General features: G+C 65.5%; 17 protein-coding genes. 8 read left to right on the forward strand and 9 right to left on the reverse strand.

The window, feature by feature from the left end:
• Positions 1 to 6 precede the first annotated feature (6 nt).
• On the forward strand, positions 7 to 1221 hold the full coding sequence (trpB, locus tag BM186_RS12025) for a tryptophan synthase subunit beta (RefSeq protein ID WP_074915516.1): 1215 nt from the start codon (positions 7 to 9) through the stop codon (positions 1219 to 1221).
• Positions 1218 to 2027 (forward strand): tryptophan synthase subunit alpha, encoded by an 810-nt coding sequence (gene trpA, locus BM186_RS12030; protein WP_072425101.1) that lies wholly within the window; start codon positions 1218 to 1220, stop codon positions 2025 to 2027. The genes trpB and trpA overlap by 4 nt, the downstream gene beginning before the upstream one ends.
• A gap of 73 nt (positions 2028 to 2100) precedes the next feature.
• On the opposite strand, the gene BM186_RS12035 is transcribed toward trpA, so the two are convergent.
• Positions 2101 to 3537: a SulP family inorganic anion transporter gene (locus BM186_RS12035; RefSeq protein ID WP_072425102.1), complete on the reverse strand. Its 1437-nt coding sequence runs from the start codon at positions 3535 to 3537 to the stop codon at positions 2101 to 2103.
• Positions 3538 to 3733: 196 nt separating this feature from the next.
• On the opposite strand from BM186_RS12035, the gene BM186_RS12040 reads away from it, so the two are divergent.
• Entirely contained in the window at positions 3734 to 4477 is a 744-nt protein-coding gene (locus BM186_RS12040; RefSeq protein ID WP_072425103.1) for an SDR family oxidoreductase, read from the forward strand.
• Positions 4478 to 4538: 61 nt separating this feature from the next.
• Here the strand turns inward: BM186_RS12040 and dkgB are convergent, their stop codons facing one another.
• Entirely contained in the window at positions 4539 to 5342 is an 804-nt protein-coding gene (gene dkgB, locus BM186_RS12045) for a 2,5-didehydrogluconate reductase DkgB (RefSeq protein WP_072425104.1), read from the reverse strand.
• 207 nt (positions 5343 to 5549) lie between these two features.
• On the opposite strand from dkgB, the gene BM186_RS12050 reads away from it, so the two are divergent.
• Positions 5550 to 6443, forward strand: a complete 894-nt coding sequence (locus BM186_RS12050) for a LysR family transcriptional regulator (protein WP_072425105.1) — start codon at positions 5550 to 5552, stop codon at positions 6441 to 6443.
• A 52-nt stretch (positions 6444 to 6495) separates the two neighbouring features.
• On the opposite strand, the gene pbpG is transcribed toward BM186_RS12050, so the two are convergent.
• On the reverse strand, positions 6496 to 7398 hold the full coding sequence (gene pbpG, locus BM186_RS12055) for a D-alanyl-D-alanine endopeptidase (RefSeq protein WP_072425106.1): 903 nt from the start codon (positions 7396 to 7398) through the stop codon (positions 6496 to 6498).
• Positions 7399 to 7510: 112 nt separating this feature from the next.
• Positions 7511 to 8431 carry a choline sulfate utilization transcriptional regulator gene (locus BM186_RS12060; RefSeq protein WP_072425107.1) on the reverse strand — a complete coding sequence of 307 codons (921 nt, stop codon included), beginning with the start codon at positions 8429 to 8431 and terminating at the stop codon, positions 7511 to 7513.
• Between the two features lie 113 nt (positions 8432 to 8544).
• Here BM186_RS12060 and betC point away from each other — a divergent pair, with 113 nt between their 5' ends.
• From betC to BM186_RS12075, 3 genes are read left to right on the forward strand one after another with little or no spacing between them, the layout of a single operon-like run.
• Complete coding sequence (gene betC / locus BM186_RS12065; RefSeq protein ID WP_074915518.1) at positions 8545 to 10053, forward strand: choline-sulfatase; 1509 nt, start codon at positions 8545 to 8547, stop codon at positions 10051 to 10053.
• Positions 10054 to 10102: 49 nt separating this feature from the next.
• Positions 10103 to 11023, forward strand: a complete 921-nt coding sequence (gene choX / locus BM186_RS12070) for a choline ABC transporter substrate-binding protein (protein ID WP_074915520.1) — start codon at positions 10103 to 10105, stop codon at positions 11021 to 11023.
• Positions 11024 to 11081: 58 nt separating this feature from the next.
• Positions 11082 to 12653, forward strand: a complete 1572-nt coding sequence (locus BM186_RS12075) for a SulP family inorganic anion transporter (protein WP_072425110.1) — start codon at positions 11082 to 11084, stop codon at positions 12651 to 12653.
• Between the two features lie 22 nt (positions 12654 to 12675).
• On the opposite strand, the gene BM186_RS12080 is transcribed toward BM186_RS12075, so the two are convergent.
• The 3 genes from BM186_RS12080 to hemF all read right to left on the reverse strand — a co-directional run bounded on the left by BM186_RS12080 (position 12676) and on the right by hemF (position 14914).
• Positions 12676 to 13026, reverse strand: coding sequence for a DOPA 4,5-dioxygenase family protein (locus BM186_RS12080; protein ID WP_064493673.1), 351 nt, complete (start codon positions 13024 to 13026; stop codon positions 12676 to 12678).
• Between the two features lie 6 nt (positions 13027 to 13032).
• Complete coding sequence (gene aroE / locus BM186_RS12085; RefSeq protein ID WP_074915522.1) at positions 13033 to 13854, reverse strand: shikimate dehydrogenase; 822 nt, start codon at positions 13852 to 13854, stop codon at positions 13033 to 13035.
• Positions 13855 to 13999: 145 nt separating this feature from the next.
• The gene (gene hemF / locus BM186_RS12090; protein WP_072425299.1) at positions 14000 to 14914 is read right to left on the reverse strand and encodes an oxygen-dependent coproporphyrinogen oxidase; all 915 of its coding nucleotides are present in this window, start codon (positions 14912 to 14914) and stop codon (positions 14000 to 14002) included.
• A 147-nt stretch (positions 14915 to 15061) separates the two neighbouring features.
• Between hemF and BM186_RS12095 the strand changes: the two genes are divergently transcribed.
• Positions 15062 to 16039: an NADPH:quinone reductase gene (locus tag BM186_RS12095; RefSeq protein WP_072425112.1), complete on the forward strand. Its 978-nt coding sequence runs from the start codon at positions 15062 to 15064 to the stop codon at positions 16037 to 16039.
• Between the two features lie 219 nt (positions 16040 to 16258).
• Here BM186_RS12095 and BM186_RS12100 read toward each other — a convergent pair whose 3' ends face one another.
• Positions 16259 to 16816 (reverse strand): L-threonylcarbamoyladenylate synthase type 1 TsaC, encoded by a 558-nt coding sequence (locus BM186_RS12100; RefSeq protein ID WP_072425113.1) that lies wholly within the window; start codon positions 16814 to 16816, stop codon positions 16259 to 16261.
• Between the two features lie 76 nt (positions 16817 to 16892).
• Entirely contained in the window at positions 16893 to 18008 is a 1116-nt protein-coding gene (gene dprA / locus BM186_RS12105) for a DNA-processing protein DprA (protein WP_072425114.1), read from the reverse strand.
• Positions 18009 to 18052: the final 44 nt, after the last annotated feature.

Raw genomic sequence — 18052 nt, forward strand, 5'->3', positions numbered from 1 at the left:
TCGATCATGACCTCATTTCGCACCGGCCCCGACGCTCGCGGCCTGTTCGGCCGCTTCGGCGGTCAATTCGTCGCCGAAACCCTGATGCCGCTGATCAACTCGCTGGCCGCCGAATACGAGAAGGCCAAGAGCGATCCGGCCTTCCTCGACGAACTGGCCTACTTCCAGCGTGACTACATCGGCCGCGCCAGCCCGCTGTATTTCGCCGAGCGTCTGAGCCAGCACTTCGGCGGGGCGAAGATCTACCTCAAGCGCGAAGACCTCAATCACACCGGCGCGCACAAGATCAACAACTGCATCGGCCAGATCCTCCTGGCCAAGCGCATGGGCAAGCAGCGCATCATCGCCGAGACCGGCGCCGGCATGCACGGCGTGGCTACCGCCACCGTGGCCGCGCGCTTCGGCATGCAGTGCGTGGTGTACATGGGCACCACCGACATCGACCGCCAGCAGGCCAACGTCTTCCGCATGAAGCTGCTCGGCGCCGAGGTGATCCCGGTAACCGCCGGCACCGGCACCCTCAAGGACGCCATGAACGAGGCCCTGCGCGACTGGGTGACCAACGTCCACAACACCTTCTACCTGATCGGCACTGCCGCCGGCCCGCATCCGTACCCGGCCATGGTGCGCGACTTCCAGTCGGTGATCGGCAACGAAGTGCGCGAGCAGATCCTCGAGAAGGAAGGGCGCCTGCCCGATTCGCTGGTGGCCTGCATCGGCGGCGGCTCCAACGCCATCGGCCTGTTCCACCCCTTCCTCGATGACCAAGGCGTGCAGATCGTAGGCGTCGAGGCCGCCGGCCACGGCATCGACACCGGCAAGCATGCGGCGAGCATGGCTGGCGGCGCGCCGGGCGTGCTGCACGGCAATCGCACCTTCCTGCTGCAGGATGACGACGGCCAGATCACCGATGCCCACTCGATTTCCGCCGGCCTCGACTACCCCGGTGTCGGCCCGGAACACGCCTGGTTGCACGAGATCAAGCGCGTCGAATACGTGCCGATCAGCGATGACGAAGCCCTCGCAGCCTTCCACCAGTGCTGCCGCCTGGAAGGCATCATCCCGGCCCTGGAAAGCGCCCACGCGCTGGCCGAAGCCTTCAAACGCGCACCCAAGCTGCCCAAGGATCACCTGATGGTGATCAATCTGTCCGGTCGTGGCGACAAGGACATGCAGACCGTGATGCACCACATGCAGGACAACCAGGAGAAGCACGCATGAGCCGCCTGCAAAGCCGTTTTGCCGAACTGAAAGCGGAAAACCGCGCCGCGCTGGTGACCTTCATCACCGCCGGTGACCCCGACTACGCCACCTCGCTGAGCATCCTCAAGGGCCTGCCGGACGCCGGCGCCGACGTCATCGAGCTGGGTATGCCCTTCACCGACCCGATGGCCGATGGCCCGGCTATCCAGCTCGCCAACATTCGCGCGCTGGCCGGCAAGCAGGGCATGCAGCAGACGCTGCAGATGGTTCGTGAATTCCGTGAAGGCAACCAGAGCACGCCGCTGGTGCTGATGGGCTACTACAACCCGATCTTCGTCTACGGCGTGGAGCGTTTCATCGCTGACGCCAAGGCCGCTGGAGTCGACGGGCTGATCGTGGTCGACCTGCCGCCGGAGCATAACGACGAGTTGTGCGAACCGGCGCAGAGCGCAGGCATGGACTTCATCCGCCTGACCACCCCGACCACCGACGACGACCGCCTGCCCACGGTGCTGGCTGGCAGCTCCGGCTTCGTCTACTACGTGTCGGTGGCGGGTGTCACCGGCGCCGGAGCGGCGACCATGGATCACGTCGAAGAGGCAGTGGCGCGCCTGCGTCGCCACACCGACCTGCCCGTGTGCATCGGCTTCGGCATCCGCACCCCGGAGCACGCCGCCGAAGTGGCCAAGCGCGCCGAGGGCGCGGTGGTTGGCTCGGCGCTGATCGACAAGATCGCCGCAGCGCAAAGCCCGCAGCAGGCCATCGACGGCGTACTCGGCCTGTGCCGCGAACTGGCCGAAGGAGTGCGTGGCGCGCGGCGCTGATCGTCCTCGATGCAAAGAAAAACCGCTGCACCTGGCGACAGGGCAGCGGTTTTTTCGTTACGGCGCCAGCCGTCTACTCGCCCGCGCGCTTGAGCAACTGCTTGCAACGCTCGGATAGGTGTACCACGCGCAGGTGCTTGCCGGCGCGCTCGTAGCGTTCGCGCAGGGTCTTCAGCGCGGCAATGGCCGAGTAGTCGACGAAGCTCAGGTGGCGGCAGTCCAGGGTCACCTGCTGCGGGTCGTCGGCCGGCTCGAATTGCGCGAGGAAGGTGGTGCAGGAGGCAAAGAACAGGGTGCCGTGCGCGCGGTACAGCTTGCTGCCGTCGGCCTGCATATCGCTGTCGGCATAGAGTTCGCGGGCGTGCTGCCAGGCGAAGTTGAGCGCGGCGATGACGATGCCGCAGAGCACCGCCGTGGCCAGGTCGGTGGCGACGGTGATGGCGGTCACCGCGATGATCACCAGCACATCGTTGGCCGGCACCTTGCCGGCGACGCGCAGCGAGCCCCAGGCGAAGGTCTGCTGCGCCACCACGAACATCACACCCACCAGTGCCGCCAGCGGGATACGTTCGATCAGTGGCGAGAGGAATAGCACGAAGAGCAGGATCATCACCCCGGCGACCACCCCGGACAGTCGCCCGCGCCCGCCGGAGCCGAGGTTGATCACGGTCTGGCCGATCATCGCGCAACCGCCCATGCCGCCGAACAGGCCGGAGGTCATGTTGGCCACGCCAAGGGCTACACACTCACGATCCGGGTGGCCGCGGGTGGCGGTGATCTCGTCGGTCAGGTTCAGTGTCAGCAGGGTTTCGAGCAGGCCGACCAGGGCCATCAGCACGGCGTAGGGGGCGATGATGGCGAGGGTTTCCAGGTTCCAGGGGATGTCCGGCAGCACCAGGCTCGGCAGGCCGCCGGCGATATGCGCCATGTCGCCGAGGGTGTGGGTCGGCAGCTCCAGCAGGTAGACCAGCGCGCCAATACCGAGAATCGCCACCAATGCCGGCGGCACCGCGCGGGTCAGGCGCGGCAGCAGGTAGACGATGACCATGGTCAGCGCTACCAAGCCGAGCATCAGGTACAGCGCCTTGCCCTGCAGCCAGTGGCCGTCGTGCTGAAAGTGCTCGAGCTGAGCCAGGGCGATGATGATCGCCAGGCCGTTGACGAAGCCCAGCATCACCGGGTGCGGCACCATGCGGATCAGCTTGCCCAGGCGCAACAGGCCGAACGCCAGCATGATCAGGCCGCCGAGCAGCACCGTGGCCAGCAGGTACTGCACACCGTGCTGCACCACCAGGGCGACGATCACCACCGCCATCGAGCCGGCTGCGCCGGAGATCATCCCCGGTCGGCCGCCGAACAGCGCGGTGAGGGTACAGATGATGAAGGCGCCATACAGGCCCATCAGTGGATTGACCTGAGCCACCAGGGCGAAGGCGATGCACTCGGGCACCAGGGCGAAGGATGAGGTCAGGCCGGCCAGCAGGTCGGCGCGAAGGCGTGCGGGTTTCATGGCGTCTCGGCAAGCCGGCGGGGCCGGGCGATGGCAGCGGAACGAAAAGGGGCGCGCATGGTAGCGCCTGAGCACCTGTTCGTCATGCCTGAGGTCAGATTCGCCGCAGTTGAAAACACCAGCATCTTCTATAGGGCACACTCATGGCGGCTGTGGGATAAATTCGGCAACCAGCCCCCAGAAAAGGAACCCAGTCATGAACAAGAACCTGCTGATCACTGGTGCCAGCCGCGGCATCGGTCGCGCTACCGCTCTGCTGGCCGCCGCCGACGGCTGGACGGTCGGAGTGAACTACCGCAGCGACCGCGCTGCCGCCGACGAGGTGGTGGCGCAGATCGAGGCCATGGGGGGCCAGGCCATCGCCCTGCCTGGCGATGTCGCCAATGAGGAGGATGTGCAACGCCTGTTCGCGGCCATGGACAAGTTCGGCCCGCTGCACGGTCTGGTGGTCAATGCCGGTATCGTCGCCCCGCCCATGCCGCTGCTGGAGATGAGCGGCGAGCGCTTGCAACGAATGTTCGACGTCAATGTGCTGGGCAGCTACCTGACTGCTCGCGAAGGCGCCCGGCGCATGGCCCGCAGCCGCGGCGGCGAGGGTGGTTCGATGGTGCTGGTGTCGTCGGTCGCCGCCAGTCTCGGCGCGCCGTTCGAGTACGTCGACTACGCCGGCGCCAAAGGTGCGATGGACGTGCTGACTCGCGGCCTGGCCAAGGAGCTGGGCGGCGAAGGGGTAAGGGTCAACGCCGTGCGCCCGGGCCTGATCGACACCGAGATTCACGCCAGTGGTGGCCAGCCGGACCGTGCCGAGCGCCTGGGCAAGGCGACACCATTAGGCCGCGCCGGGCGTGCCGAGGAAGTCGCCGAGGCCATCGTCTGGCTGCTCGATGACAAGGCCAGCTACACCACTGGCGCGCTGATCGATATCGCCGGCGGGCGTTGAGGCGACACCGAGCCCGGTGCGCTATGCGCACCGCCAGCGATCCAGACGAATTTCCGGGTGCTCAATCCCAGCGCGGCGCAAAGCCTGGGTTGGCGACGCGCTCGCCACGCTCCAGAGCCTCGATTGCAGCCATGTCTTCGGTGCTCAAACGCAGCTCGGCGGCGACCAGGTTGGCGGCCAGATTGTCGCGCTTGGTCGAGGACGGAATCACCGCGTAACCCTGCTGTAGCGACCAGGCCAAGGCCACCTGCGCCGGGCTGACGCCATGGGCAGCGGCGATGCGCTGGATCACTGGCTCGGCCAGCACCTTGCCGTAGGCCAGCGGCATGTACGCAGTCAGATGGATACCCTGCTGACGGGCGAATTCCACCAATTTGCGATTCTGCAACAGCGGATGGATTTCCACCTGATTGGTGGCGATTTCGTCCACTCCCACGGCTTCGATGGCCTGACGCAAATGAGCGATGGTGAAGTTGGACACACCGATGGCTGCGGTCAGACCCTGACGCTTGGCTTCCAGCAACTCGCCCAGATACTGCGCCACGGGAATCTCATCGTTCGGCGACGGCCAGTGGATCAGCGTCAGATCGACCCGCTCCAGGCCCAGACGCTGCAGGCTTTCCTGCAAGCTGGCGATCACCCGGCCGCTGCCGAGGTTCTCGGTCCAGATCTTGGTGGTGACGAACAACTCGTCGCGCGCCACGTTGCTGGCGGCGATGGCCTGGCCGACCGCGGCCTCGTTGCCGTAGATCTGCGCCGTGTCGATATGCCGGTAACCCAGCTCCAGACCGGTACGCACCGAGTCGATGGCGACCTGATCCTTGAGGCGGAAGGTGCCGAGACCGAAGGGGGGAATGAATTTCATGACGGATGTCCTCATCAGGTCGTGAATGGATGGCCGATCAGCAGACCGACGCTGGAACTGAATGGTTCGGCCTGACTCAGCGGATAAAATTTGCAGGCCGAAGGCAAAGGGCGGGCCGCAGGCAGGCTTGCTGGGGAGCAGTATCCGCGCCAGACTCATGCGAAAAAACCTGACAAGCCAGCAAACACCTTTGACTGAAGATCAACAATGAAGACCAGCCTGGAAGAAATGCTCGCCTTCGTCAGCGTGGTCGACTGCGGCTCGATCAGCGCCGCCGCCGAGCAGCTGGAGCAAACCGCGTCCGGCGTCAGCCGTGCCCTCAGCCGGCTGGAGGAAAAACTCGCCGTTACCTTGCTACGCCGCACCACGCGGCGTCTGGAATTGACCGAGGAGGGCGAGGTGTTCCTGGCCCAGGCGCGGCGCATCCTCGCCAGCGTCGAGGACGCCGAGGAGCAGATGACCCTGCGCCGCCAAGCACCGGCCGGGCGTTTGCGCATCAACACCGCCTCGCCCTTCATGCTGCATGTGATCGTGCCGCTGATCGGCGAGTTTCGCGCGCTTTACCCGCAGATCGAGCTGGAACTGAACAGCGACGACCGCATCATTGACCTGCTGGAACGCCGCACCGACCTGGCCATCCGCATCGGCAACCTGCCGGACTCCAGCCTGCATGCCAGGCCCCTGTGTCACAGCCGCCGCCGCGTATTGGCAAGCCCCGATTACCTGCGCCGCCATGGCACGCCGGCGCGTACCGAGGATCTGACCGGGCACAGCCTGATCGGCTTCACCGAGCCGGACAGCCTCAACGAATGGCCGCTGCGTCACGCCCTCGGCGAGCGCTGGCGCATCACCCCGAGCCTGCGCGCCTCCAGCGGCGACACCATTCTCGAACTGGCCCTGGCCGGTGAAGGCCTGGTGTGCCTGTCGGACTTCATGACCGATGCCACCCGCGCCAGCGGCGCACTGGTGGAGGTGCTGGCCGAGCAACGCGTGGAGGTGCGCCAGCCGATCAACGCGGTGTACTACCGCAACACCGCGCTGGCGTCACGCATCACCTGCTTTCTCGATTTTCTCAGCGAGCGGCTGGGCTGTCCGAGCTGAGACACCACGAAAAAGGGCGACTCACCGAGTCGCCCTTTCTGTCACGCCTGCATCACTGCGCGGCCTGCAGACTCCACTCAGCCAGCTTCTGCTGCTTGTAGCTGAGCGCCGCAGCCGGCACCGGAGTGACCTTGCCAGTCTCCATCCAGCGCTTGAGGCGGTTGGCGTCGGCCATATGGGTGTACTTGCCGAACGCGCCGAGTACCACGAAGGCCACCGGGCGGTTGGCGATGGTGGTGGCCATCACCAGGCAGCGGCCGGCGGCGTTGGTGAAGCCGGTTTTGCTCAGATTGATATTCCAGTCGGGCTTGCGCACCAGGGCGTTGGTGTTGCGAAAACCCAGGGTGTAGTTGGGCTTGCGGAAAGCCACGGTGGCTTCGGAGTCGGTGCTGAACTGGTGGATCAGCGGGTACTGATTGGCTGCCTTGACCATCAGCGCCAGGTCACGCGCCGTGGCGACGTTCAGCTCGGACAGACCGGTGGGTTCGACGAAGTGGCTGTTGTGCATGCCCAGCGCCTTGGCCTTGGCGTTCATGGCCGCGACGAAGGCGGCGTGACCACCCGGGTAATGGTGCGCAAGACTGGCGGCAGCGCGGTTCTCCGAGGACATCAGCGCCAGGTGCAGCATTTCGCGGCGCGTGATTTCACTGCCGATGCGCACGCGGGAGAACACGCCCTGCATCTCCTGGGTGTCGCGGATGGTGATGGGCAATACCTGGTCCAGCGGCAACTTGGCGTCGAGCACCACCATGGCGGTCATCAGCTTGGTGACCGAGGCGACCGGCAGGCGCAGGTCCGGGTTGCTGGAATAGAGTTCCTGGCCAGTCTTCAGATCGATCAGCAATGCACTACCGGCGGCCAGCTCCTGCTTCGGCTGGGCAGGCGCGGCCTGGAGGTTCGAAACAACAAGGCTGCCGCATAGCAGCAGGCCCAAAATCGAATGACGGAGTTTCACGGTTCACTTCACCGGTTGGAGTGTGGGGGCCGCTGGCAGACGTGGAAAACGACCGGCTAGAGCGGCGGCGATCAGTATAAGGATCACGCTTGGCTATTGCAGTATGGCCCGGTCAAACGGTTGCTGCCGGCGAATCCAGCTCGGCCTGCAACCAATCGACGAAACGTGCGGTCAGGCGCTGGCGACGCTTGCGCTCGGGTAGCACCAGGTAATAGCCAAGCGCCGAATGCGCCTCGGCCTCACCCAGACGACAGAGCAGCCCCTGAGCCAGAAGTTCATCCACTAGATGGCGCCAGCCGATGGCCACGCCCTGCCCGGCAATCGCCGCCTGGATCAGCAAGGTGTAGTTGTCGAAACGCAGCGCGCCGGGCGTTGGCAGGCTGGCGATACCCAGCGCGCGAAACAACCCCTCCCAGTCAAACCAGCGCGAACGGTGCTCCGGGCGTAGGTGCAGCAGCGGCAGCTCGGTCAGAACCTCCGTCGGCAGCGGTAGCTGTCGCTCGCCGAGCAGACGCGGGCTGCACACCGGAAACACCTCCTCGCGGAACAGCAGGTGCGCTTCGCCATGCTTGAAACGACCATCGCCAAAACGGATCGCCACGTCGATGTCGCTGGGCACCGTGGCCGGGTCGCGCTCGCTGGTGATCAGGCTGACGTCCACTTCCGGGTACAGGCGATTGAAACGCTGCAGACGCGGCATCAGCCAGTAGGCGGCGAAGGCGAAGTCGGTGGCCACCTGCAGCACCTCATGCTGCTGACGCGCGGTAACGGCGACAAGCCCGGCATCGAGGCTGGCCAGCCCTTCCTGCACATGGGCCAACAACAGCTCGCCGGCTTCGGTCAGTACGATGCCGCGATAGACGCGATCGAACAGGCGCGTGGCCAGTTGTTGCTCCAGGCGCTTGATCTGCTGGCTGATCGCTGGCTGGCTGCTGCCCAGCTCGCTGGCGGCAGCGGTGAAACTGAGCTGGCGGGCGGCCGACTCGAACACCCGCAGCGCGTCGAGTGACAGCCCATCGATGGCTTTGAACATAAGTTCTGCTTATCCGAGGCATGTTCTACAGCCGGGTTTACCCTGCTGCCGTTCTACCGGAATCATGGAGCCAGCACTGTCGCATAAACCAACAGTATGGAATAGCCGCCACCATGAAGCGCCCGAACATCCTCTTCATCATGGCCGACCAGATGGCCGCGCCGATCCTGCCGCTGCACGACGCCGCCTCGCCGGTGCAGATGCCCAACCTGATGAAGCTGGCCGAGCAGGCCGTGGTGTTCGACTCGGCCTACTGCAACAGCCCGCTCTGCGCGCCGTCACGCTTCACTCTGGTCAGCGGCAGGCTGCCATCGAAGATCGGCGCCTACGACAACGCCGCCGATTTCCCCGCCGACGTACCGACCTATGCCCATTACCTGCGCCGCCTCGGCTACCGCACTGCGCTGTCGGGCAAAATGCACTTCTGCGGCCCGGACCAGCTGCACGGCTACGAAGAACGCCTGACCAGCGACATCTATCCGGCCGACTATGGCTGGGCAGTGAACTGGGACGAGCCGGACGTACGCGCCAGCTGGTACCACAACATGTCCTCGGTGCTGCAGGCCGGCCCCTGCGTGCGCAGCAACCAGTTGGATTTCGACGAGGAGGTGGTGTTCAAGGCCCGCCAGTACCTCTACGACCATGTGCGCATGACCCCGGAGCAGCCGTTCTGCCTGACCGTGTCGATGACCCACCCGCACGACCCCTACACCATCCCCCGCGAATACTGGGATCGCTACGAGGGCGTGGACGTTCCCCTGCCGCGCCAGCACATCGAGCAGAGCGAGCAGGACCCGCACTCGCAGCGTCTGCTCAAGGTCATCGACCTGTGGGACAAGCCACTGCCCGAGGACAAGATCCGCGACGCCCGCCGCGCCTACTTCGGCGCCTGCAGCTACATCGACGACAATATCGGCAAGCTGCTCAAAACCCTCGAGGAATGCGGCCTGGCCGAGGACACCTTGATCGTCTTCTCCGGCGACCACGGCGACATGCTTGGCGAGCGCGGCCTCTGGTACAAGATGCACTGGTTCGAGATGTCCGCCCGCGTGCCGTTGCTGGTGCACGCGCCCAAGCGCTTCGTCGCGCACCGGATCAGCCAGTCGGTCTCCACCCTCGATCTGCTGCCTACCCTGGTGGAACTGGCCGGCGGCCAGATCGAGCAGGGCCTGGAGCTGGAAGGTCACTCACTGCTGCCGCACCTCAAGGGTGAGGGCGGGCATGACGAAGTGCTCGGCGAATACATGGCCGAGGGCACCGTCAGCCCGCTGATGATGATTCGTCGCGGCCCATGGAAATTCGTCTACTCCGAGCAGGATCCGCTGCTGCTGTTCAACCTCGACAGCGACCCGCAGGAGCTTCACAACCTGGCCGACTGCAGCGAGCACAAGGGCATCCTCGCCGGCTTCCTGGCCGAGGCCCGCGAACGCTGGGATATCCCGGCCATCCACGCCGCCACCCTGGCCAGCCAACGCCGCCGCCGATTGGTGGCCGAGGCGCTGAGCCAGGGCAAGCTGACCAGTTGGGATCACCAGCCCTGGGTCGACGCCAGCCAGCAATACATGCGCAACCATGTAGATCTCGACGACCTGGAACGCCGCGCTCGTTTTCCCCAGGTATGAACCTTTTCCCACTGCCGCCCCCAAACCAGAAGAAAAAAGGAGAGACGCCATGAACCGATTCAGTGTGCTGTTACTCGCGGCAGCGCTCACCAGCGCCGGCAACGTCTGGGCCGAGGACGCCGCCTGTGCCACGGTCAAGCTGGGTGATCCGGGCTGGAGCGACATCGCCGTGACCAACGGCATCGCCAGCTTCCTGCTCGACGGCCTGGGCTACAAGGCGCAAACCCAGACCCTGGCCGTGCCGATCATCTTCGCCGGCCTACAGAAGGGCCAGGTCGACGTCTTCCTCGGCAACTGGATGCCGGCGCAGCAGAGCAACTACGACAAGTTCGTCGCCAGCGGCGAGGTGGACAAGCTGGCGCAGAACCTCGAAGGCACCGAGTACACCTTGGCGGTACCGACCTATGCCTATGAGGCCGGGGTGAAGACCTTCGCCGATCTGGACAAGCACGCCGACAAGTTCGGCAAGAAGCTCTACGGCATCGCGTCCGGCTCACCCGCCAACGAGTCGATCAGGCAGATGATCGCCGCCGACGAATTCGGCCTGGGCGACTGGACGCTGGTGGAGTCCAGCGAACAGGCGATGCTGGTGCAGGTCGGTCGCGCGGTGAAGCGCGATCAGTTCGTGGTGTTCCTCGGCTGGACGCCACACCCAATGAACGTGCAGTACGACATGAAGTACCTGAAAGGCGGCGAGAAGTATTTCGGCAACAGCGGCCAGGTCAACACCCTGGCGCGCAAGGGCTACGCCGCGCAGTGCCCCAACGTCGGCAAGCTGCTGAGCAACCTGACGTTCACCCAGGAGATGGAGAACAACATCATGGACCAGGTGCTGAGCAAGCAGGCCAGCAACGACGCCGCGATCAAGGCCTGGCTCCAGGCCAACCCGCAGGTACTCGATGGCTGGCTGCAGGGCGTCAGCACCCGCGACGGTGGCGACGGGCTGGCTGCGGTGAAGGCGCGGCTTTGAATTAACCGCCGCAAGTGAGTAGGGTGGAGTCGCCTGCGGCCCACCCTCGACCCAAATCATGCGCCTACCCGACCGACAGACCCTGCTGCCGTTTCTCCGCTGGTTGCCTGGCACCAGCCGCAAGACCCTCGGCAACGACCTGCTGGTGGGCCTGACCGGCGCCATCCTGGCCCTGCCGCAATCGCTGGCCTACGCGCTGATTGCCGGCCTGCCCGCCGAATACGGCCTGTACGCCGCCATCGTACCGGTGATCATCGCCTGCCTGTGGGGCTCGTCCTGGCACCTGATCTGCGGGCCGACCGCCGCGATCTCCATCGTCCTGTTCACCAGCGTCAGCCCCATGGCGCGCATCGACAGCGACGAATTCATTGCCCTGATCCTGCTGCTGACCTTTCTCGCCGGGCTGTTCCAGTGGCTGCTAGGTATGCTGCGCTTCGGCGCCCTGGTGAACTTCGTCTCGCAGTCGGTGGTGCTCGGCTTCACTCTTGGCGCGGCGCTGGTGATCGCCATCGGGCAGATGCCCAATCTGCTCGGCGTGGAGGTCGCCAGCCAACCCACGGCCCTGACCAGCCTGCTGCAGATCGGCCAGCACCTGCCCGAAGCGCACTGGCCGAGTCTGGCCCTGGCGGCCTTCACCCTGCTGCTCAGCGTGGCCGTGCGCAGGCTCTGGCCAAAGGCACCTGCACTGCTGATCGGCCTGGTCTGTGGCAGCCTGCTGGCCTGGTTGCTGCCTGCGCGCTTCACCGCTGACATTGCCCTAGTCGCACCATTCGCCGGCGGCCTGCCACCGCTGACTATGCTGAGCTTCGACCTCGACGACGTGCTGCGCCTGCTGCCGGCAGCGGTGGCCTGCGGCATGCTCGGGCTGGTCACCAGCCTGTCCATCGCCCGTGCGCTGGCGGTGAAATCGCACCAGTTCCTCGACGCCAACCAGGAGGTACGCGCGCAGGGCCTGTCGAACATGCTCGGGCCTTGGTTCTCCGCCTCGCTGTCGGCCGGTTCATTCACCCGCTCGGCGCTGAACCTGCAGGCTGGCGCGCGTACGCCATTGGCCGGGGTGTTCTCGGCGCTGCTGGTGGCGCTGTTCGCGGTGTTCGGCGCAGCGCTACTGACGCATATCCCGCTGCCGGTGATGGCGGCCGGCATCCTGCTGATCTGCTGGGGCCTGGTGGATCTGCCGGCGATCCGTGCGCTGCGTCGGGTCAGTCGCTCCGAGTTCATGGTGATGCTGCTGACCTTCGCCGCCACCCTGGTGCTGGAGCTGCAGACGGCGATCTACGCCGGCGTGCTGGCCTCGTTGTTCTTCTACCTCAAGCGTACCTCGCAGCCGCGCGTGCGCCTGTGGCAGGACGGCGACGACGAGGTGCTGCGCATCGAGGGTTCGATCTTCTTCGGCGCCTGCCAGTACATCCAGCAGTTGCTGCAACGCAGCCGCGGGCAACGCCTGGTGATCGACGCGCGGCACATCAACTTCATCGACTATGCCGGCGTGGAGATGCTGCACCAGGAGGCGCGCCGCCTGCAGGCGCTGAAGCGCAGTCTGGTGCTGCGTCAGGCACGGCCGCCAGTGGTGGAGGAAATCCTCAAGCTCGAAGGCGCCGAGCGCTGCCCGGTACTGTTCGAAGACTGAGTGAGACCGCTCGTCCTAACCCTCATTCGTCTGCGAGCGTGCTCAGATCCAGCGGGCGCACCTGACCGAGCCATAGCGGCCAGTCGCGGTGGTCGCGCAGCTCGTTGTCAGTGATCGGGTGCACCAGCACGTTAAGGCCATTGCGATGTTGCATCAGCCAGGGCACCAGCTCACCGAACAGCTCAGGACGAAAGGCCAACTGACAGCTCCAATCCGGGTGTGGCCCGACTGGGCGCTCGTGCATCCGTCCCATCTTCAGAGGGAAAAGCCGCGCGGCTTCTTCGCACAGCGCACGGGCCTGATCGAGGGTGCTGGCGTCAAAGTAAACATGGGCGTGATAGCCCCTGATCCTCGGCAGCGCTTGCTCGTCCATGCCCGCTCAGCCCGCCAGTTGACGGCGCAGCTCAGCCAGCACCGGCGCCGTATCAGGACGCACGCCACGCCATAGCTCGAACGCCTCGGCCGCCTGCTCGACCAGCATGCCCAGGCCGTCCAGGCAGCGCGCCGCGCCCTGTTCGGCAGCCCAGCGGTTGAAGGCGGTCGCCTCACGGCCGTACATCATGTCGTAGCAGACAGTATGACCAGGCAGGATCAGGCTCGGCGCAATCGGCGGCAGCTCACCACCGAGGCTGGCGGAAGTACCGTTGACGATCAGGTCCACCGGTGCATCGATCCAGTCGAAGCCAGCGGCGACCAGCGGGCCGAGGTCGGCAAATTCACGCACCAGTTGTTCGGCCTTGGCCACGGTGCGGTTGGCAATCACCAGCACCGCCGGCTTCTGCGCCAGGAAGGGTTCGAGCACACCGCGCACGGCACCGCCGGCACCCAGCACGAGGATGCGCTTGCCGGCCAGGCTGAAGCCAGCGTTGTCCTGCAGATCACGGGTCAGGCCGGCACCGTCAGTGTTGTCGCCAAGCAGGCGGCCGTCGGCCAGCTTCTTCAGGGTATTTACCGCGCCGGCGCGACGGGAGCGCTCGGTGAGTTCGTCGGCCAGGCGAAAGGCCTCTTCCTTGAACGGCACGGTGACGTTGCCGCCCAGGCCTTCGGCGAAGAAGGCGCGGGCATCGCCAGTGAAATCGTCCAGCGGTGCCAGGCGCGCATCATAGGTCAGCGCCTGACCGGTCTGCTCGGCGAACAGGCGGTGGATCAGCGGCGATTTGCTGTGGCCGATGGGGTTGCCGAAGACGCAGTAGCGGTCCATGGAAAGTCCTGTAACGGTAGAAATCTACGAAACTGACGCCGTCCTGTAGGAGCCCCGCCTCGGGGCGAAGCCTTCGCTTTGCCTCGGTAGCACACGCCGCCGTCATTCGCTGCGGGGCGCAGCTCCTACATAGAGAGAATGGAAGCTAGGCCTGCGCCAGCCAATCACGATCAGTCAGGAAATACTCGGTCAGCCGAGCTTCCTCGCTGCCGGGCTGCGGCTTCCAGTCGTAACCCCAGCGTACGTGCGGCGGCAGCGACATGAGGATCGACTCGGTACGCCCACCCGACTGCAGGCCGAACAGAGTGCCGCGGTCGAACACCAGATTGAACTCCACGTAACGGCCACGGCGGAAGGCCTGGAATTCGCGCTCGCGCTCACCGAAGGGGGTGAGCTTGCGGCGCTGGACGATGGGCAGGTAGGCCTGGATATAGGCATCGCCGATGGCGCGCATGAAAGCGAAGCTGGTGTCGAAATCCCATTCGTTGAGGTCATCGAAGAACAGCCCGCCGATGCCGCGCGGCTCGCCGCGATGCTTGAGGTGGAAGTAGCGGTCGCACCAGGCCTTGAACTTGGGATAGACCTCGGCGCCGAACGGCGCACAGGCGTCATGTGCGACCTGGTGCCAGTGCACGCAGTCTTCTTCATTGGCGTAGTAGGGCGTCAGGTCGAAACCGCCGCCGAACCACCACACCGGCTCCTCGCCTTCCTTCTCGGCGCTGAAGAAGCGCACGTTGGCGTGCGAGGTCGGCACGTAGGGGTTTTCCGGGTGAATCACCAGCGACACGCCGAGAGCCTGGAAGCCCCGTCCAGCCAGCTCGGGACGATGGGCGCTGGCCGACGGCGGCAGGCTGTCGCCGAACACGTGGGAGAAATTCACCCCGCCTTTCTCGATCAGCGCGCCGTTCTCGATCACCCGCGTGCGACCGCCACCACCGGCCGGACGCTGCCAGGCGTCCTCGGCGAACACGGCCTGGCCGTCTTCGGCTTGCAGGGCGGAGCAGATGCGATCTTGCAGGTCGAGCAGGTAGGCCTTCACGGCCTCGGTACGGTCAGTCACGGCGGCACCTTGAACAGGGAGCAGGTCGAAATCGGCGGGCAGCATAGCATTCACCCAGGCACATCCGCAGTTGACGTCGGTCAATCGGGACGATTGGATAGGCTCTTTCGCCGCTTGCAGCGGCGCCGATCAGACAAGGAATCCGAGATGGCCAAGCGTATCGAGTTCAGCCAGCACGGCGGCAGTGACGTGCTGCAGTACCGTGACTACCAGCCGGCAGCACCTGGCCCGCGCGAGGTGCGCGTGGCCAACCGGGCCATCGGCCTGAACTTCATCGACACCTACTTCCGCAGCGGCCTGTACCAGCCGCCCGCGCTGCCTTCGAGCCTGGGCACCGAAGGTGCCGGGGTGGTCGAAGCGATTGGCAGCGAGGTCGAAGGCATCAAAGTCGGTGACCGCGTCGCCTACGCCACCGGCCCGCTCGGCGCCTACAGCGAACTGCACGTGCTGCCCGCCGACAAGTTGGTGAAACTGCCGGACAACATCAGCTTCGAGCAGGCCGCTGCGGTAATGCTCAAGGGTCTGACTGTGCAGTACCTGTTGCGCCAGACCTATGAACTCAAAGGCGGTGAGACCATCCTGTTCCACGCTGCGGCCGGCGGCGTTGGCTCCTTCGCCTGCCAGTGGGCCAAGGCGCTGGGCGTGAAGCTGATCGGCACCGTCAGCTCGGCGGAAAAGGCGGCGCGGGCCAAGGAACAGGGTGCCTGGGCGACCATCGACTACAGCCATGAAAACGTCGTGCAGCGGGTGCTGGAGCTGACCGACGGCGGCAAGTGCCCGGTGGTCTACGACGGCGTTGGCAAGGACACCTGGGAAACCTCGCTGGACTGCGTGGCACCGCGCGGCCTGCTGGTCAGCTTCGGCAATGCCTCCGGCGCGGTCACCGGGGTCAACCTGGGCATCCTCGCGCAGAAGGGCTCGCTGTACGTCACCCGCCCGACCCTGGCCGGTTACGCCACCAGCGCGCAGCGCCTGCAGGCCATGGCAGACGAGCTATTCGGCATGATCGCCAGCGGCAAGCTGCTGGTGGAAATCAGCAACCGCTATGCGCTGAAGGACGCCGCTGCTGCACAGGATGCGCTGAGCTCACGGCAAACCACCGGTTCGACCATCCTGCTGCCGTGAGGACTGATAGATATTGATGGTGTCGCGATTCTTTCGGACAGGGTGTGGCGAAAGCCGGTGCGCGCGGCGCACCCTACGAAAGATGAATCACCCCATGCAGCGGCACAAACCCGTAGCCCAGTTGCAATCCGAGCTACGACGCTGCAAGCAGATCTGAGTGACGGTGCATAGCCGAGATGGCGCACCCTACGGCAATGACTTGCAGCTTGAGCCGCTCTTCTAGGACGGCCGAATCACATCGCCCGTGCGCAGATCTCGAATCAGGCTGGGATTCTTGCGCCCGCCCAGCGCGCCACCAAGGACCTTGTCCAGTTCGCCCGGGAAGTACTGCTCGACGCGCAGGCGCGAACGCGCCGAAGGGCGCCCCGCCGGATTGGCCGAGGTGGAGATCAGCGGCCCGGTGTAGCGACATAGCGCACGCACCAGCGGATGATCACTGACGCGCAGGGCAACGGTATCGTGCTGGCCTGTGACCCACTCGGGCAGGCGATTCTGATGCGGCACCAGCCAGGTATTCGGGCCTGGCCAGCTGCCAGCCAGGCGCTCCTGCCAGATCTCTGGCAGATCATCGAGCAGGAAGTCGAACTGTTCGATGTCGTCGGCCACCACGATCAGTCCCTTGTGCATCGGCCGCTCCTTGAGCGCCAGCAGGCGATCCACCGCCGCTTCGTTCCAGGGATCACAGCCCAGGCCCCAGACTGCCTCGGTCGGATAGGCGATCACGCCCCCCTCACGCACCACTCGCGCCGTTTGCTGTATCTGCCAGTTGCTGGCCATCGACTGTCTCCCGCGGAATCAATGGGCGGCAGTCTATCCAAGCCAATCGTTGCCTGCCACGGGCCTTAACGGACTGTTATCGACTGCGCGCCAGCCAACGCCCGGCCTCGCTACACACCAGGCCATCGAGTTCCAGCTCGGTCAACGCTGCCAATACCTGTGACAACGGCCAGCCGCTAGCCTGCACCAGCGCCTCGGTGCTGTGCGGCGCGGCATGCAGCAAGGCCAGCAATGGATGCTCGACACTAGCGAGCGGCGCCGATGTGGGCTGGACGGCCGGTGCCTGCCAGCCACGCAGGGCTTCGAGGATATGTTCGATGCTTTCCACCAGGGTGGCGCCATCTCGGATCAGTTGATGGCAGCCTCGCGCGCCAGGATGATGGATCGAGCCAGGAATGGCGTAGACCTCGCGCCCCTGTTCGGCGGCCAGGCGCGCGGTGATCAGCGAGCCGCTGGAAGGGCTGGCCTCGACCACCAGTACACCCAGCGACAACCCGCTGATGATCCTGTTGCGCCGCGGGAAATTACTCGCCTGCGGCGGACAGTCCAGCGGCAACTCTGACACCAGCGCGCCACCTTGCTCGATGATCTGCGCCGCCAGCCCCACATGACGCCGCGGGTACAGGCACTGCAAGCCAGTGCCCAGCACGGCGACCGTTTTGCCGCCGCCGTCCAGCGCCCCCTGATGCGCAGCACCATCGATCCCCAACGCCAGACCACTGGTGATGACAAAACCACCGCCCGCCAGGCTGCGGGCAAAGGCTCGTGCGTTATCCAGGCCGGGCCGCGAGGCGCGCCGACTACCGACCATGGCCAGTTGCGGCGCCTCCAGCACATCCGGATCGCCCGCCACGAACAACAACGGCGGCGCATCCGTCAGCTCGCCGAGCAGAGCCGGATAGGCTGGATCGTCCCACATCAGCACATGCTGACCAGGCTTATCCAGCCAGTGCAGGGCAGCCGCCGCTCGCTCGCGGATCTGCGCACTGCGCCGGGGCTCGGCGCAGGCAGCCGGCAAGCCCAACGCACGCCAGGCAGTGGCCGGCGCACTGAGCGCAGCCGAGGCGCTATCGAAAGCGCTCAGGAGTTTGCGAAAGCGCCGTGGCCCCAGCTCCGGCAATAGATGCAGACGCAAGCGGGCTTCGAGCTCGGCAGGAGAAACGGCGGGGGAAAGCGAGGAGGATGCAGGCATGACGATTCTTCCCTGAGCAGTTGCACCGCCATCCTGGCGGCCAG

Origin of the sequence: Ectopseudomonas toyotomiensis (assembly GCF_900115695.1) — a bacterium.
GTDB lineage: Bacteria > Pseudomonadota > Gammaproteobacteria > Pseudomonadales > Pseudomonadaceae > Aquipseudomonas > Aquipseudomonas toyotomiensis.